Below are 18,303 nucleotides of genomic sequence, written 5' to 3' on the forward strand. Positions count from 1 at the left end.
TTGATAGTTAATGATTAATTTTCCAGATAGTTACCTGTTCTGATGAAACTGGAATACTTTGATTAGCACTTTCCCAAATAGGCTGTATACAGGGTGGGTTATTTACAAGCAAGTGATGAGTTGAATTCTCAATCAGATGAGTCGCTGGAGTTGCTATCAGGAGTCTGCAAAATTGCTCTGATTGAGATGTTGCCCATAAGTCTTTAATAACTTGCTCTCGATTCTCTGAGGAATAAGCTTTTAATAATTTCATGTGTACAGGAGTATCTATATCTTCTAAATAAATTGCTCTACCAGTAATACTACTAACTATGCGTTTCTCAATATACTTATCAGTTAAAATTACAGAGTTTTGTGGCGTATTATCATGCATGTAAGCAAAAGCCATTCGTGCGCTACCACTTAGATTAATTGCAGAAGAATAGACATCAGTCATTAAAATACTTGGTCTAGCGAGTTGTTGAACAATTACAGATATTACGATAAAAGCGATTATAAAACTAATTTGTGTTAGTTTGGTTAACGATAGATGAGGTTGAAAAAACTGGTAAAGTTGATAAAGTCCAGGAATCATTAATAAAAATGGATACCATCTTGTTAGCAAAAGCAGTTCCCCTGCAAGTGAGAAATCATCATAACTAAATTTTAGACAAGTTACACCTAAAGTTGATACAACTGTCATCCACACAATCAAGCTCGTAAAAAGAAGAAATTCTTGACGTACTGGTTGCCAAAATAGATAAATACTAGTAATAATGAGCAAAGGAATACCTATCATATTCAATGCAACATAAGTATATATAGATAGTATTTGCCAAATCCATTTAAATGCTGTCAAATTATGAATTAAGTTATTTATAAAGTCATGAATTTTTGTAGAAAATGGCCACTCATTAATTAGCCTATACGGCCATTCTTGAGGATTACTTAAACTATTCAAGCCTAAACTTAAACTTGCAGTAGAACTTAGATAAATATGAGATTGCATCTCCAAATAAATTAAGAAACTTAAAGCCAAAGTAAGAGCAGCAGCAACAAGGTATACTCTTTGATTAGTGCGTTTCCAGCCGTAGGCTGTCAGTAACACAAAACCTGGTAGCATTGGCAAAAATATATGAATTCGAAAACGGCTTGTTGCTACCACCATGATTGCGGTAATAATCAGAACTATATCAACAGGTTGTTTTCTATAACAACGAACAGAAATTAGCAAAATTCCCAAAAGAATTCCATAAGCGACTAAAATCCCACTATACATTTGTGGAGAAATTACAATAGCTGGCTCTGTTCCACTAGAAACATGGGGAAACAAAGTAAAATAACAAAATTGAAACTCAGTTGCTATTAAAGGTGGATATGAGATAGCTGTAATATACATTGTTGCTGTTGCCAAATATCCAGCGACTTTACTGCTGGTCAATATTTTGACGATGCTGTAGAGTGCCAGACACATCCCAATTGCAATAATGATGTTATGATAAATGATTTGTACTCGCAACATATCCGTCTGACCTGTGAAGCGCGAGAGCAACATGGTTGTTAGATGAGGAAACATGTGATAGGCGCGTTCAGGTATTCCTGCTGTGCTAGGTTGTTGTAAAGGCGGTACGTGTCTAGCTAACTCGTAAGCTAGACCTATAAAGTAATGATAATCAGTATCGAGTAGCGATTTATAGGTGTTAGTTGTGGGATTATGCTCCCAGATTTTTTGGTAGGGAATATTGACTACTAAACTCAGTGCAATCAATAGAGCGAGTACCCAATCAAACTGCCGCCAACTTAAATAATAAATCTGAATATTCAACCAAATTTTTTTGTGAATTGAGTAAATTATTAACCCGATAAAAATTACAATCGCTTCAATATAAAACAATAGTTGCAGATGAAATACAGCTAAAGCAAAATAAATTAAAGTTGTTAGTGTATAGCTGGCGATTGCACTGAACGTAAAACGAACTATAGTCTCTTGCACTTGTCGCTTTAACAACAGATAAAACAAAGCACCCAGAGGCATCCAAAGAAAAATTATTCCTATACAAAACCGCAGTAATTCAATGATATTCCATTCCGTTTTACCTAAGTAATAGACCAAAGTCAACAAAGTTATAGTAGCTAAAATTATAGTAATAAAACTTAATTTTCTATGAGTTGTTTTTTGTGATATTTCAAACATTTTTTATTTATTGTTCAATAAATTGCTTATTAATTACTTGTGAAGCCAAATGGTATAACCAAGTGGATCATCTTTAGAACCTAAGCTTAAAGCTAACGAAATATGTCCAATGACAATACACAAAATGAGAAATGGAAAAATAGCCAAGCTTAATATAATTTTTAAAAGCCATAATAGAATTCTTTTTGGGGATGATAAACCTCGAAAATAGGCAACGATAATTTTAGAGACGATCACAGTAATATCTGTGCCTCTAGATATGACTTTAATTGATGAAAAATCTTGAAATAGAATAGTGAGTGCGGAGGGTGTAAATCTATAATAGTCATAAGGAATATAGTGATATCTAGCTGACCAAGGTACTGTAACTATACCTAACCCTCCTATCTTCAAAACTCGATAAATTTCAGCAATAAATTTTTCTGGCTCTTTTACATGTTCAAGAACTTCTGTACAGACGAAACAATCCATTGAACTATCAGCTAACGGAATATGTTGGCCATCAAAGTGGATAATTTGAGAATTGTCATAGTCAAAATTTTTAGCTGCATCTTCGATATCAAGTCCGTAATATTGAGTTTTATAACTATTCAGAAGATGTTTGTAGGGACTTTGCCCACAACCAATATCGACCACTTTACCTTTCATTTTAGGTAGATACTCTTGCAAGTGCCGATATACAGTGTTTGTCTGGAAATCTAACAACAGTCTTGCTTGAAATTTTAAGTTATTAATAAACGTATCAGGAGGCGTATTGCTAACTGGTTTCAACCCTTCTTTTCTTTGAGCCTGTTTATCATACATAATTAAGTCTTCAACTTAGTTAATTTTTTACGCTAGTGTAAGCTGATCTAATTTCACCATTTTTAATAATCGTGCGGCGAATAAAATGGGGTCTGTGCTTAACTTCTTCAAATATCTTGGCAATATACTCTGCAATAATACCAATGCCGAATAGATTCACTGACCCAAAGAATAAAATAGTAAGTAAAACAGTAGTTATACCTCTAGGAACCAAACTAGGAAACAAAATTCGGCTGATAATTTGTATAATTGCTAACAATATTGTAACTAGTAACAATACTGTTCCTAGAAAACTGAGGATATTTAAAGGAGTATAGCTGAAAGACAAAATTCCTTTCTTAGCCCAAGCAATATTTTTTGCTAAATTATTAGTAGTCACTCCAAACATTCTTTCTGGTCTTACATAATCTATCCCAATCTGTTTAAAGCCCACAAATGCCCTAACTCCTCGAAGGAATAAATCTCGCTCAGGAAACTGCAAAATTGCCTGAACTACTTTTTTATCCATCAAAGAAAAATCTCCGGCATCATGAGGAATTGAAAGATATGAAAAATAATCAAAAATTCTATAGAAAGCTTTATAGGCAAGCTGCATAAAAACAGGAGCTTTGCGTTTCTTACGACGGCCATAAACGACATCATATCCTTCACGCCATTTTTCAACAAACTGTTCAATTAATTCTGGTAAATCTTGAAGGTCTCCATCAAGTAAAACACAGGCATTTTTAGTTGCTATTTCCATGCCACTTTTGAAAGCAGCTTGAGAGCCAAAATTACGAGAATGAGAAATTCCAATTACTCGTTTGTCGAGCCGGGAAATTTTCTGAACGACTTCTTCAGTATTATCAGGACTACAATCATTAACAAAGATAATTTCATAGTCTATTTTAAGTTTTATAAACGTCTCCTTCAGACGTTTATACATAATAGGAATCGCTTTATTATCCTTATAACAAGCGATAATAGCTGTTACACTATATATCGTATCTAAGCCAAACTTTTTAGAACTTTGATGATATCTTTCTTTATCTTCTAATTCCTTATACCACTCTGTGGTCTTTAACAAACCTTCTTTAAAGCTTATCTGAGGTTTCCAAAGCAAAAGCTCTTGGGCTTTCGTTACATCAGCATACCAATCAATAACATCCCAATGGCGATTTTTCATAGAATTATAAGTTGGCTCTTTACTAATGTTAAATATCTTACTAGCAAAAACTGCCACGTCACTAATAGTCATTTTTTGACCACTACCAATATTAAATGATTCACCGTAATCTTCTTTTTTTAAGTTCAAGGCAGTATCAATAAATGCTTCACAAGCGTCATCAATATAGATAAAATCTCTAGAAATATCAGGACTGACAAAATTAGGATATTTACCCTTAAGCCCGCAGCGAATTAAATTTGGAATCAGCCTCGACGAATCTTCTAGGGGACCATAGACAGAATACAATCTTAAATTCGCGCAAGGTAGTTGTTTTTTCTTGCCATAGAAATACAACAGATTAGCACAAGCAATCTTAGAGACAGCATAATCACTATTAGGGGCAGGTAGCTCAGTTTCACTAGGCGCAGCAGATTTTTCTCCATATTCAGAAGAACTTCCAGCATGAACGTAACAAGATATTTGGTGAGAGACTAGTTGCTCTAAAAGTTTGGCAGTTAGGTTAAAGTTGGTTTGATAGATCAATTGGCTATCCTTTTCAAAAGAATAAGCTCCAAAAGCTACGCAGTTAAATATTGTTCCCGGCTTAATTTTATCTATTAAAAAATATAGGTTGGAATCTACTAGCAAATCAACAACAATAACATTCTTGTCACTCAGCCCTTCCAATCGCCAAGCAGGAAAGCGAGAAGTTGTTCCAAAGACATCTTCCCTAACCTTGAGTAATTGTCTAAGTAAATTGGCACCGATAAATCCACTACCACCAAGAACTAAAATTGGGCCTTGTACCTGCCTGATTTTCTGTTCTAAATTCACAAATCACCTCTTCAACTCTTTAACAAGGTTCACAGCATCTAAGCCACATTCTTGACGATGAAAATTCTGAGAGCCATAAAGTCCAGATACATATCCCAAAGCATGGCGGTGTGTGAACTGTGGTGGTGTACAATTCATCTCCAAAAGACAACGGGCAATTATTTGACCAACACTTCCCTGAGCCACATGTTCTTCAATTACGAACAAATGACGTGATTTGTCTAGGTCATCAAGGAAATCTTTTGGAATTTTAGCCACCTCAATTGGCAATTCAGTTAAAACCCAAATGTCTGGACGATCGCACTCACTTAAATGCTTTGCCGCCTCAAGGATACTTCCAGCCAAAGGTCCAACGGCTAAGATTGTAGCTCCTTCACCCTTCATCAATCGTCGCCAAGAAGAATAATTAGGAAGCTCTAAATCCTTTGGCTTTTCACACCTTCCAAGGCGCAGATAAGCAGGATGCTCCAACTTAGGAAGCTGATTGATAATCTCTGGAACGTCTGCGGCAAAAGCAGGTACGAAGACATGCATATTGCTCAGACACAGCATAGTGCCATAGTCTTCAAGTGCATGATGCGTTGCTCCCATCACTCCATAGCCATAACCACCTCCATTCCCAACTAGCCGTACAGGGAAATCATGCATACACACATCATTGCGGATTTGCTCAAAGGGTCGGGCATAAACAAAGGGAGCAATACTATAAACCCAAGGTTGAAAACCTGCTTGAGCTAAACCCGCAGCCACAGATACCATATTCTGTTCTGCTACACCTGCATTGATAAAACGTTTGCCTAAACTCTCTTGCAGAGGTTCTAGAGCTTTGTATCCCAAGTCACCACTGAGAAATACCAACTTTGGATTAGTCGCACACTTGACAAGGGTTTCACAAAAGATATTTCTCATATCCCCACCTCTTTTAACGCCTGTTGATAGTGAGCTGGAGTCATTGGTAGATAGTGCCACTCCATTTTGTTCTCCATGAAGGAGACACCATTCCCCTTCTTGGTATGGGCAATAATAACGTGAGGCTTCTTATGAGTAGATGAAAGAGCTTCTACAATCGCATCTACATCGTGACCATTGATCTCCGTTACAGCACAACCAAAAGCACGAAACTTTTCAGCTAATGGTTCTAAATTAGCTACTTCTTGTGTAGTCCCAAAACCTTGTAACCCATTACAGTCAATAATCATTGTTAATTGATCCAGCTTTTGATGCACGGCAAAAATCAGAGCTTCCCAGTTAGAACCCTCATTCCATTCACCATCCGACAGCAAGCAAAAGATCCTTCCTGATTCACTCTTTAACTTCTTTGCTAAAGCTAATCCATTGGATAAAGACAAGCCATGACCCAAACTTCCTGTAGCAAAAAGAATTTCAGGCATCCAACCGACAGGAGGATGTCCACTCAGCTTTGTACCATCTTGATGAAACTTTTGTAGGTCTTGATCACTCAAGCGCCCCAAAGACCATAAAGTAACATAGAGTGCTCCAGCAGCATGACCTTTAGAGAGAACAAATGCATCACCTTCGTTCAAAACTTTATGGTACAGAACTATTAGTAAGTCCAGTGATGATAAGTTACCGCCAATATGACCAACACTACTTTCAAAATGCATCCTAAGTAACCGTATCTTAGCTTGCCTAATAATCTCTCTAGGTGTTTTTTTTAAATTTTCAGTTCCTGTATGCAAAACTTTATTGAAATTCAATATATTCATCATTTTGTTAAGTTTATGAATAACATCATCTTCCAAGAAATTTGTAGCAAATTCCAAATAAGCCAGTTGGTTTTAAATTAAAAAACTGTGTATAATTAATAGTAAAAGTTATATTTAATATTAATTAGTTTTTATTAAGGTAATCAAAGTTACTTCTTGTTCTCAAAGAAGTATTTCTGAAAATATATGCCTTATTTGCTGAAATCTTTTTGCTTGTTGAGAGTATACCTGTTGCGATCGCACTTAATGAGGCTATACTTCATATCTCAATCTTATGTATCCTTGACATCTAATCTGTTATATTACAATTAGCTTTTATTAAACTCCAAACCTTTATTATTTGACTTTATAAAAGCCTTAGTATATACAAATTCAAAAATGCATTTCTGGAGAATTACAACATTTTTTAACCTCTGTTAAATTATTTATAATGTGTATTAAAAATCTATTTTGAGTAAAAAACAAGCATGTTTTACTACTCTTTTTAGCCTATTTTTTAAATCAGCTTAAGAGCCAATTTAACTAACCTATTAAAGGACTATTAGTGATTCCTAAAAAACACTATTTTTATTTAATTCAATGCTAAATTTAAATTCTTACGAATTATGGCAAGGTTTTAGCACTTCTTAATGCCTAAGTAAGCAAGTATAAATAATTAAAAGCCTGTAGTAAGTGTTGAAGTGCTTCAGCGCTGACTACGAGCAATTTTTCTTATTTGGTTTTTTCTCACGTACGTACTTAACTATAATGGCAATCTATATAATTTGGCAAGTAAATAATAATAGAGAATTCTTATCAATAATTTGAGAAACTATGTTTTTAAGTGCTTTAAATCATTTCTACTTTTAATAAATATTAAAGTAAGGATTCAAATGGATAAATTTTGAGCAAAAGACATAAGGTATAGAATATCACAATTATTAATTAAGGTTATTATTTTCCATAGTTGTTAATTTAATTAGCCTTATCGTCTGCAAAGTCGATATATCAGTAAATGTAGCTTAGTATATTTTTAGATATTTTAGTTTTTTTTGCACTGGCTTACTTAATTATCTTTTATTACTCTTTGAAGAGAATAATAGAAAAATTGCAATATATATGATCTATCTAAAAATTTAATAAAGAAAAATTATAAAAAGCTTTTAATCAATATTAAATTATTATAACTTGAGTTATTGTTAAAGCAACTTGTTCCTGATAAGGTAATTTAAATTAAACAAAAATTATTTGCAACAAAATAGACATTGAATAGCTGCTCAATTGCAAGTATTAAGTTTGTCTGGGAAACCAAGTTTACTGCTTTATGCTGCAGGACTAGATTTTTGGCGTTGGTGAATCAAAATAATTAATCAGGCGTAGCTGTCATAGACATAGTTGCAATTAGACGGGGGCTACACGTCTTGAGTGGTACTGAAGCATATTTAAATGTCCCTTTATTTGGTGGGATAGCAATCGAGCTAAACTTTCACAGCCGGGTATGACATTGTATTAAAATCTTTTCAAGACTTTGCTGCTAAGTGTGGCAAGCATTTGAGAAATTCAAATTAAATTTAAATGAGGCATTACTTTTGCACCAAACCCACCTGTTTTCCAATTAATCCTAGAAATCCTGTTCCAAAATGCTGAATTTCCAAAAAACTTGCTTGTTCTGGTGAGGTTTTGTAAATTCGGAATGTTTTCATAATTCCCAAACTAGCAGCACTTTCTAGAGGTCCAACAAAGCTTGTATCTCGGTCAATAAAATAAGGTTTATTAGCCCATATAGCCATCTGATTTGCATTTAAAAAATAACAGCCTGCATGAGGATTCAGTGCACGATGCAAGATAATTGGTGTATTCATAATTGTACCCTTGAGTTCTTGTTGCTCTTGTACATTTTGAAACGGAGCAGTTACTCGCAAAGCCAAATCTCCATCAATGTAAGCTTTATGAACTAAACCATGAGGTGAGATTTCATAACGATTTGGCTGGAGCAAGTTTGAGTCACCTGCTTGTTGGGTAAACCAGCTTAATTTGATAAAAAACCAAGGGTCATGAATGATTAAATCATCTTCTAGAAAGCAGTAGTAATCATATTGACCAAGACAACTTTGCAGAACAACTTGGCATTCAAATCCTAAGAGCATAGGTTCTACATTAGTAGAATGATGCCTATATAAATGGGATGGTACAGAAAGCTGATTCAAAAGATGATTATTTTGGGCTGTACAAATAACAATATCTAATTTGTGAGATAGGGGTTGATTAGCAGGAAAAGCTAATCGCTGAGCAATATTAATAATACTTTGAGATTTACCAAATAATTGGTGCAAAGTAGCAAGACTTTCACTTAAAGCTTGAAAGCGGGGTTGTGGATCTTTGCGTTGGGAAGCATGACGAGCTTCATTACTAAATTTAAAAAAGTGAGCAATGGTAATAAGAATTCGCATTTTAAATATTAGTTTTTTTAGCTATTTGTCATTGGTCACTTGTGCTGAGCGTACTCCCACGGAGAAGCAAGCTACGTGTAGCCTCTCGTAGAGAAGCATTGGTCATTTGTGAATGCTCAATAATCCATGCAACATTTTTAATGCCTAATTTCCGGCGAATCCTTTAGAAATTTTAGGAGTTTGGCGCTTTTTAATACTTTCAGAATTTTTAGTAGCGAAAATCCATTGCAAATGCTGTGGTAACAGTTTTGCCAGATCGTAATGCTTGAGAATTGTTGCTCGCGCGTTGGCACGAATTGCATTCATTTCTTGAGGATAATTTAGAGCTTCTTCAACCCGATTAGCAATATTTTGAGGAGAAAAGAAATCTACCAGCAGTCCATTAACTCCATCTTGTACAACCTCTAACACTGGTGCAGTCTTGGAAGTTACTAGCACACATCCCACAGACATTGCTTCTAACATGGACCAGGATAAAACAAAAGGACGAGTTAAATAAATATGTGCAGAAGAAGCTTGTAGTACCTGAAGATATTCATGGTAAGGTAGGCTGTCTGTAAAGTGCAGCCTTGATAAATCTAAAGATAATTTTTCTAGCATTAATTGTTTATAAGTTTTGCCATCAGGGAGATTTTTTCCATAAGCAACTCTATCTTCTCCCACAACTACTACATGGCACTTAGGTCGCCGCTGTTGAATTAACGCTACAGCTTCCATAAACTGAGGAAAACCTCTGTAAGGTTCCATTCCTCGTCCCACATAAGTTACTAACTCTTCTACATGGGAAAGGTCGAGATTTATTCTCGGTAAAACTAATTTCGCACCTGGTTTAGGAGCAAAAAATTTTGTATCAACGCCATCATGACATACTGTGATTTTATCCTGAAATTCTTTAGGGAATTGTTGCCGCTGCCAATGAGTAGGAGAAAGTCCGCGATCGCAGCTGTATAAATCAGTTAAAATTGGTGCATTTTTCACGCGAATTCGACATATATCGTCAACATTTAATGGGTCTCTAGGATCAAAATCTGCATCAGAACCGCGAGCATGGTAAAACCACTCGAAATAACACAACAATTCTGCTTTCGGAAACACATCTTTCATAAATAAAGTCGGCCCCCAACCAGAATGACCGTAAACGATATCAGGAACGAAACCCTCAGCTTTTAATTTTTCTCCAATCCGATAAACAGCTTGACCAGTGAGTACAGCATTTTCCAGGCTGCGAACGTAGTGGTGGGTTTGGGGAGCAGCTTCACGAGAAGGAGTATAAATAGCTTTATAAACACCAGATATTTCTCCTTCTCGGCGATTTGTGCCAAAGACAACTTTGCAATTATTATCCTTACCCAAAAATATTGCCAGATTGCGAAATTGCGCGGGAAAATTGGGATGTAAAAATAAAATCTGCATGGAAATAATTTGAATTTTTTAATTTAAAATAAAGTATTAGTCAGAATTTACAATTGAAAATTTGTAATTATTTTAATCTAATAGTATCTAGCAATTATATTTGATTTACGAAAATTAAAACTAATATATTTCTCAAGTCTTAAATAATTTAGGTATATTTTCTCTTGTTAAAAATTAATTATAGCTATTTTGATTTATTATAATTTCTCTCAAGTCTTCAAAGATTCTAACTGCTAAATTGTCACAAAGTTTTTTATATTATTAATATAATTGACAACATTTTTTTATAATTAAATATTAGTTTACTTAAATTATTATTGAATACCCATACTAAATTATGTTCATAAATAGTATTTAGAAATGAAGTACATCTCCTTAATCCCCCTCATCGAATGCAATTTGGTATCAGTACTCGCAACCAAGTGCTATTTTAGCGAACTGATACCCGAAAATGCGAAAATAATTACAAATTTGGGTGATGACCATGAAATTTATTGGTATTGATTTAGGTTGGAAATCGCAACCAAGTGGACTTTGCTACTTAAAATGGATAAATGGACAATTGCAACTACTCGATTTAGACCGCAAAGAAGCTATTGCAGATATCCTGAAGTGGATTGATGAGTGCGTTCAACCAGAGGAACCAGCTATTATTGCTGTAGATGCACCTACCCTCATACCCAACGAGGGTGGAAGTCGCCTTCCAGACAAACTCACTCACAAATACTTTGGTAAATATCACGCCGGATGCTACCCAGCTAATAAAAACCTACCCTTCGCCGATCGCACTATCAATTTTGGTTTAGAATTAGAATCTCGCAGCTATGTACACGCACCCACCATCGAACCGCAAAAACTTGGCAGATATCAAATAGAAGTCTTTCCCCATCCAGCAATTGTTCATCTATTTAACTTAGAACGCATCCTCAAATACAAAAAAGGACGCCTCAGCCAACGTCGCTTAGAATTAATCAAACTTCAAAATTATCTTCTCAATATCCTCCCCTCTCTTTCTCCTGCTGTGCGTCTGGGCGATTCATTTTTTTTGGAAATTCCAACCACAGGCGCAGCCCTGAAAGCAACTGAAGATAAACTAGATGGTCTAATTTGCGCTTACGTTGCTGCATACTGGTGGTATTGGGGAGAACAACATAATTTGGTACTTGGCGATCGCACTACTGGCTATATTGTGATTCCTCAAAGGATTTTAGCTTAAAATGGGCGTTGCAGAAATTGGAATTTTATTTCACCCAGAGGCAACAGAGTCCGCACAACAGAAGTGTTAGATTATTAGGTAATAAAGCCGTAAACCTACTCTCCAGTTCTTTTTACCGAGGTTTTATGCAAGGAGTTAATTCTAATTTGAGTTTAAAAGAGCTTTATGAAATTGATGAGCATCTGTGGTTAGAGGAAACAATAAAATTATTGAAAGCTAATCATTTAGAAGAATTAGATTTAGAAAATTTAATTGAGGAATTAGAAAATTTGGGTCGGAGAGACAAAGCCAGGGTTAATAGTTTACTATAATAACTGATTAGACATCTTTTATTATTGCAATATTGGACGGAAGAATCTCAATATAATTCTGGAAATTTGAGAGCAGAAATTAGAAGTTTTAGGACTGAATTAAAACGTAATTTGACAACGAATATATATCAATTTTTAGAAAAAGAATTACCATCAATTTATGATGATGCTTTAGGATATGTTATTGAGAAAACTGAAGGCAAACTAAATGATTTACCTCAATCTTGCACTTAATACCTTAGAACAGCTATTAGATATTAATTATCTACCTAAAATTTATGTAGAATAACAGACGAGACGCTTAGCTTTTTGTTTAAAAAGCTAATTTTTGCGATTGTCCCAGTTAAATCGTATTTTTTGCTCAACAATTTCTGATATTTTACTAATGATTATACTGCAAGAGACATCCTCCCAGGATTTACTTTAATAAAAGGCGTTGCTATTAAATCAGCAACGCCTAATTTTGAGTATTCAAAAATTATTTATTAGTCTTACTCTGCCCAAGCAATCAACCTTGGCTCATAGGGATTAGCCAGGTGTTCATTTTTTGGCAATACCCGTAAAGACAAGCCTTGCAAACCAGAGTGAGTGTAGGTAATATTAGCCGTGTAACTACTCAATCCTTGGCTATCTTCACCTTGGTAATCCATTACCACTGGTACGGCGTTGACAATATCACCATTGGCATCGATCGCACCTTGATATAACTCTACCTGCACATCATTATTAACCAAAGTTGCCAAGTCAACTTTAGCTTTCACCGCGACAGTTTGGTTAACTTCAATATCCGCAGGTGTGGATACATCGATATCTTTGATTTTGATGTTGAACCAGTGTTCGCCAAGTTTTGCTTTCCAAGCGGCTAGTTCTTTGGCTGGGGCATAGTTATCAACTGTTAGGGTATGATAGCGATCGCTAGCTGGAAAATAAGCCCTAAGAGCATATTCTCCTACCATCCGGGCTGTATTAAAGAATGGACAATTCAAGCGAATTGCATCTTTCATTTTGGCAACCCACGGACGCGGTAAGCCATCACTATCACGATGTTCATAAAATAGCGGTACAACTTCCTTCTCTAGCAAATCGTAGAGGGCGTTTGCTTCTACTTCATCTTGATAGTTAGGATCGTCGTAATTTTCTCCATGTCCAATTGCCCAGCCTGTGCGGACGTAATCGGCTTCATCCCACCAACCATCTAGGACACTTAAATTCGGCAATCCATTCATTGAGGCTTTCATGCCACTAGTACCAGAGGCTTCTCGCGGACGACGCGGTGTATTTAACCAGATATCACAACCTGCTACCATCAACCGGGAGATGTGAATGTCGTAATTGGGAACAAACACTACTTGCTTTTCTAGATGCTGTTCGCGGATGAAGTGATTGATGTCGCGGATTAGTTCTTTACCAGGAATATCTTTAGGATGTGCTTTCCCAGCAATCACAAATTGCACTTTTCGGTCTTTATTGGTTAATAAAATCTGCTTGATGCGTTCTACATCGCGCATCCAAAGCGTAGCACGTTTGTAGGTGGCAAAGCGACGAGCAAAGCCAATGGTGAAAGCGTAAGGATCTAAAACTTCTTGGGCTTGAACAATTTCTGAGGGCGAAGCGCCGCGATCGCGTAAATGCTTCACCAAATGATCCCGCACGAACAATATCATGTCTAGCCGACAGCGTTCGTGATTCCGCCACAATTCTTCATCGGGTATGGCGTCCATCCGCTCCCACAGTGGGCTATCTACTGGTGCTGATGACCAATTCGGCCCCAGGTAGCGATCGTATAACTCTTGAGTTGATTTAGCAACACAACTGCGAGCGTGAACACCGTTGGTAATGGCAGCAATTGGCACTTCCTCCACTGGCACTTTCTTCCACAAGCCTTGGAACATCTGCCGCGATACTACACCGTGTAGTTGTGCTACACCGTTAGAAAATGTTGCCATTTTTAACGCCAGCACTGCCATACTGAAAGGGCCAGATAAATCGCCTGTATTTTCGCGTCCCAATCCTAAAAATTGTTCTTTGGGCAAGCCAAAGATTTCTGCATAGTAACCCAAGTAGTACAAAACTTTGTCGGGAGCAAACAAGTCAATCCCTGCTGGTACTGGCGTGTGAGTGGTAAAGATATTGCTGGAAGCCACTACTTGTTTGGCTTGGGCATAATCCAATCCTTCTTCTTGAATCAGCAGTCGGATACGTTCTAGGGCAGAGAAGGCGGCGTGACCTTCGTTCATGTGATACGCGGTTACTTTCAACCCCAGGGCTTTGAGCATTTGCACACCACCGATCCCCAGCATAATTTCCTGGTGGATACGCATATCGATATCACCGCCATAGAGTTGGTCAGTGATGTCGTGGTCGTAAACGTTGTTGGGTTCAATGTTGGTGTCTAGCAGATATAAAGGCACCATTCCCACTTGTACGCGCCAAACTCTGGCGTACACCTTGCGCCCTGGATAGTCTACTGCAATTCGCAGTTCTGAACCATCTGGATTGCGTTCTGGGTGCAAGGGCATATTGTAAAAATCGTTGATGGGGTAGCGTTCTTGCTGCCAACCATCAGCATTGAGATACTGGGCAAAGTAACCTTGCTGGTAGAGTAAACCTACACCTACAAGTGGTAGCCCCAAATCACTGGCTGATTTCAGGTGATCCCCCGCCAGAACGCCCAAGCCTCCAGAATAAACGGGCAAACAATCTACAAGTCCAAATTCCGCCGAAAAATAGGCGTAACATTCTTTTGGCTGATGTTCGCGTTGTTTTTGATACCAAGTGCGCTCTTGGAAATAATCTTCTAATTGACGGTTAGCTCGATCCATTTGCGCTAGGAAGCCTTCATCTTCGACAACTTCCAAAAGCCGCGCTTGAGAAATAGTACCCAGCATCAACACCGGGTTATGATGGCTAGACTCCCACAGGTCAGAATCTAAGCGACGAAATAAATCTTTAGTCTCAACGTTCCAATCCCAGTGCAAGTTGTATGCCAGCCGCCGCAGCGATTCGAGTCGCGGCGGTAGTGAAGGAGAAACGTTGAATGTGCGAATTGGCTGCATAGGTTGGCAAAACTCCAAGTTTAGCTATGGTTATTGTTTACTTTATTTACCAATGTTGCCAATTCTTTATAGTGTAGTTTGTGAAAAAGCGATGACTTTGGTAAGCATTGAAAATTTTCTTAACCTCGTTGGTACAGTTGACGCCAAGGTATTTTTTATTCTATGCGTTACGATAAGCCATGTACTTGGTATATTAAAATTTAATCATTTACTGGGATGTATTCTGGAAAATAATTTAGTTTTGAATAAATTATTTAGCTTTTTTTTAGTATTCATTCAGGGGATCAATTCCCGCGCCTTTGCTGAGGCTAAATATTTATTATAGCCTGGGAAATTTTTAATTATTTTTTAATAAATTCGTGCTGCTCTAGAGTCGCGATGATGAATAGATTAAGGTTAACCTATAGTTTATGCAATCGCACGAGATTATCTCAACCAGCCGGAAACCATCGCTGACGAAAATTACAGGAAATAGTTAGCTAGAAAAAGCGATGTCTACAACGGGCTACGCCCACACAAATTCCTTGGTATCAAACATTGATACTACAACCATAAAACAACTTAATATATTATTTTATGCACCTAATGAAGGCTGATCCTTAGTATTTTTTGACATCGAGAGAGCTACAGCTGCTGCATAAGCAATCTCCGCTGCCATTTGATAAGCAAGTTTAATGCTTGATGAAGCGTCCTTAGTTTTTGCAGGAGGGGAAACTTTTTGACGGCGGGATTCTTGCTTGACATCACCCGCAACAACCGCTCGCTGTAATAAAATCCATGCATCTAGATCTTCGGAATCATAGTCACTTTGAATCAGCGATCGTATTTTGTCTTCAGCTACAATACTCAGATAACCAGTGGCAAGAGCTTCTTCTACAATTTCTTTAATTAAAGCCATAGTTTAAACCAAGTGTGTGAGTTAAATACGATACCTCAGCCTGGGCATTGCTTCTTGCTTTGTCAACTTTGACCCGAAACTGAGATCCGTTTTAGCTTTGAATAAAATTTATAACAAGCAATAGCAAGCACGCATCACCCGCTTGGTTCACCCAAATGGGTGATTTACAAATTTGAAGACATAAGTAATAGGGAAGAAGATAATTTTTAGATTTTTACTTTTATCAAAAAGAGGGTGTAATTAAGTATAGTAGATATCATTCTGAATTTAACATCCAATCAGAAATCTGTTTGGGGATAAGTAACGGTATAAATATCGACACCAAACGGAGAAAGTGATATTGAGTATTGGAAAAACAGGGAATAAGTGATTAATTCTTCTGTTTCATCTCCCCATTGCTTAAGTAGCGATCGCTTCCGTCAAAAAATTAGCTGCTTTTCATCATTTTCATCAGTAAATAGCCTAGAAAACAACTAATTTAATAAGATTGCTCCACTAAAAATAAAATGTGTTATCGTTAAAAACAATTCTGATTAAAAGCCATTCATCTGATTACAAAGGTGAATTTGTTAGTCCGTAAATCATCCGTGTGCAACATGATTGGAGCAGCATACCCTAGAAATTCGTTGCCAGAAAGCCGTCATAGCAGTCGGGGAAGCGCTTACTTGTTTGCACCGATGGTTAACTTCAATGTGATGGCTGATGTGGGAGATAATCCACCTTAATTAAATTGGATTTTATTCGGGTATAAGTGCCAATCAAAATCCAACAATAATCACATAATCCTGCTAGACAGAAATTGTCTCTATTTTTTGAGAGAGTCTAGTTAAATGTATTTTTGTTGCAAGATAGCTTGTAGGACTGAGTTGTTTTAAAACACTAAAACGTCTGCCAATAAGTAGCTTTTGGATAAATGACTCTATCAATAGTCGCGTCAGCAAGCTTTTCAAATTTCCTGATAACCAAAAAAGTAGCCTATCTTAACTAGCAAATATTTCCATTAGACAATTTAATTATCTAAGCTTTGACTCTGCAATGCACTGATATTGTTTTGTTTCTTCACTCTCGTGAAAAACAAGCAAAATTGTTACATAAGATTGATATATAAGCTTATAGTAACTAACATGATTTTGCATATCGTTTGAGTGACTCTACACACTTAAGTAAAAGAATTGCTCATAGAGTCAAATCCAGACTCTGGTTTTTTCAAATTGAAAAACCATCTAAAAAATCTGGGAAAATATTAAGTAATACCTAAATAAAAGGTATTAATACATACTAATTTCCTAGCATGAGCAGGTGATTAGGATACAACCCAAAAAAAGCTTCAAAACTGTCAATAAAACTCGATTGAAGAGATATGTAACCATGCATAACGAGCAATATTCCTCAAAATTGCAACGCGCGCAAGAACTTTTGGTAACTACGGTATTAGGAGATATTCCAACAGTAATTTTGGGACCAAAGTTGCGTAATTTAGGATATCGTACTATTTTTGCCCAAATAGGCAGCCCAGTTTATATTCAAAATGGTGTTGAATTTAACGGTAGTTCTTGTATTGAAATTGGCAATGAAGTATATATTTTCCAAGGCGTGCGGATGGATGCTAGAGGAGACAAAAATAATAGAATTCGTCTAGGAAATAGAGTCGCTATTGAACGTTACGCTGACATAGGGTGTTTGTCAGATACGTATATACATATAGATGAAGACACTTTCATTGGGCCCAATGTGTGTATTGAAGGACCAGGAGATATTAAAATTGGCAAACACTGTATGATTGCAGCTCATTCAGGGATATATGCCAATAATCATAATTTTGCCGATCCAATGGAGCCGATGAAATACCAAGGTGTGACTCGCAAGGGAATTGTGATTGAAGATGACTGCTGGCTAGGACATGGAGTAACAGTATTAGATGGCGTTACCATTGGTAGAGGCTGTGTAATTGGTGCAGGAGCAGTTGTCAATAAAGATATTCCACCTTTCTCGGTTGCTGTAGGCATACCTGCACGAGTGATCAAAAAGCGAATTTGCAAGAAGGATTTAGTAAAACTTCAGGAGAAATCAGGGTGTTAAGTGTTGAGTGCCAGCTGCTTCTGGTGACAAAGAGGCTGCACTAACAATCGGGAGAACCCCCACAACACACTGGCTCCTGTTGAGTGGGGCCTGGTAAGTGTTCTGTGTCACCTCTACTTTTTGAGGAAACTTATGCTGTGAGTAAACGTCACAAGAATAGCGACTCTCTAAGTTATTTTTTCGGGGCATCTATCAAGTTAGACATGCACCATTTCC

Annotated in this window: 12 protein-coding genes and 1 pseudogene; 5 read left to right on the top strand and 8 right to left on the bottom strand. The window is 36.8% G+C overall.

Annotation, left to right across the window (positions count from 1 at the left end):
- Positions 1-7: 7 nt before the first annotated feature.
- From FCR06_RS07765 to FCR06_RS07795, 6 genes are all read right to left on the bottom strand, one after another.
- On the bottom strand, positions 8-2,173 hold the full coding sequence (locus FCR06_RS07765; protein ID WP_138498277.1) for a hypothetical protein: 2,166 nt from the start codon (positions 2,171-2,173) through the stop codon (positions 8-10).
- 33 nt (positions 2,174-2,206) lie between these two features.
- A complete protein-coding gene (locus FCR06_RS07770) occupies positions 2,207-2,977 on the bottom strand; it encodes a class I SAM-dependent methyltransferase (protein WP_138498279.1) in 771 nt (256 codons plus the stop codon).
- 19 nt (positions 2,978-2,996) lie between these two features.
- Entirely contained in the window at positions 2,997-4,958 is a 1,962-nt protein-coding gene (locus FCR06_RS07775; protein WP_138498281.1) for an NAD-dependent epimerase/dehydratase family protein, read from the bottom strand.
- 3 nt (positions 4,959-4,961) lie between these two features.
- Positions 4,962-5,867 carry a transketolase family protein gene (locus FCR06_RS07780; protein WP_138498283.1) on the bottom strand — a complete coding sequence of 302 codons (906 nt, stop codon included), beginning with the start codon at positions 5,865-5,867 and terminating at the stop codon, positions 4,962-4,964.
- Complete coding sequence (locus FCR06_RS07785) at positions 5,864-6,742, bottom strand: transketolase (protein ID WP_223280070.1); 879 nt, start codon at positions 6,740-6,742, stop codon at positions 5,864-5,866. Before FCR06_RS07785 ends, FCR06_RS07780 begins: the two co-directional genes overlap by 4 nt.
- A 2,516-nt stretch (positions 6,743-9,258) precedes the next feature.
- The gene (locus FCR06_RS07795; RefSeq protein ID WP_138498285.1) at positions 9,259-10,527 is read right to left on the bottom strand and encodes a glycosyltransferase family 4 protein; all 1,269 of its coding nucleotides are present in this window, start codon (positions 10,525-10,527) and stop codon (positions 9,259-9,261) included.
- Between the two features lie 484 nt (positions 10,528-11,011).
- Here FCR06_RS07795 and FCR06_RS07800 point away from each other — a divergent pair, with 484 nt between their 5' ends.
- Both FCR06_RS07800 and FCR06_RS07805 read left to right on the top strand, forming a co-directional pair.
- A complete protein-coding gene (locus tag FCR06_RS07800; RefSeq protein ID WP_138498287.1) occupies positions 11,012-11,743 on the top strand; it encodes a DUF429 domain-containing protein in 732 nt (243 codons plus the stop codon).
- A gap of 125 nt (positions 11,744-11,868) precedes the next feature.
- Positions 11,869-12,288: pseudogene (locus tag FCR06_RS07805) on the top strand (DUF29 domain-containing protein).
- Positions 12,289-12,545: 257 nt separating this feature from the next.
- On the opposite strand, the gene glgP reads toward FCR06_RS07805, so the two are convergent.
- Entirely contained in the window at positions 12,546-15,110 is a 2,565-nt protein-coding gene (glgP, locus tag FCR06_RS07810) for an alpha-glucan family phosphorylase (RefSeq protein ID WP_138498289.1), read from the bottom strand.
- On the opposite strand from glgP, the gene FCR06_RS33425 reads away from it, so the two are divergent.
- On the top strand, positions 15,088-15,435 hold the full coding sequence (locus FCR06_RS33425) for a hypothetical protein (RefSeq protein ID WP_223280071.1): 348 nt from the start codon (positions 15,088-15,090) through the stop codon (positions 15,433-15,435). The two genes, glgP and FCR06_RS33425, sit on opposite strands and share 23 nt — an antisense overlap.
- A 249-nt stretch (positions 15,436-15,684) precedes the next feature.
- On the opposite strand, the gene FCR06_RS07820 is transcribed toward FCR06_RS33425, so the two are convergent.
- Positions 15,685-16,008, bottom strand: coding sequence for a hypothetical protein (locus FCR06_RS07820; RefSeq protein ID WP_138498292.1), 324 nt, complete (start codon positions 16,006-16,008; stop codon positions 15,685-15,687).
- A gap of 596 nt (positions 16,009-16,604) precedes the next feature.
- Here FCR06_RS07820 and FCR06_RS34200 point away from each other — a divergent pair.
- Positions 16,605-16,733, top strand: a complete 129-nt coding sequence (locus tag FCR06_RS34200) for a hypothetical protein (protein ID WP_262984655.1) — start codon at positions 16,605-16,607, stop codon at positions 16,731-16,733.
- 643 nt (positions 16,734-17,376) lie between these two features.
- Positions 17,377-18,087, top strand: coding sequence for an acyltransferase (locus FCR06_RS07825; protein WP_138498294.1), 711 nt, complete (start codon positions 17,377-17,379; stop codon positions 18,085-18,087).
- Positions 18,088-18,303: the final 216 nt, after the last annotated feature.

The sequence above is a fragment of the Nostoc sp. PA-18-2419 genome (assembly GCF_005869855.1).
Taxonomy (GTDB): Bacteria; Cyanobacteriota; Cyanobacteriia; order Cyanobacteriales; family Nostocaceae; genus Nostoc.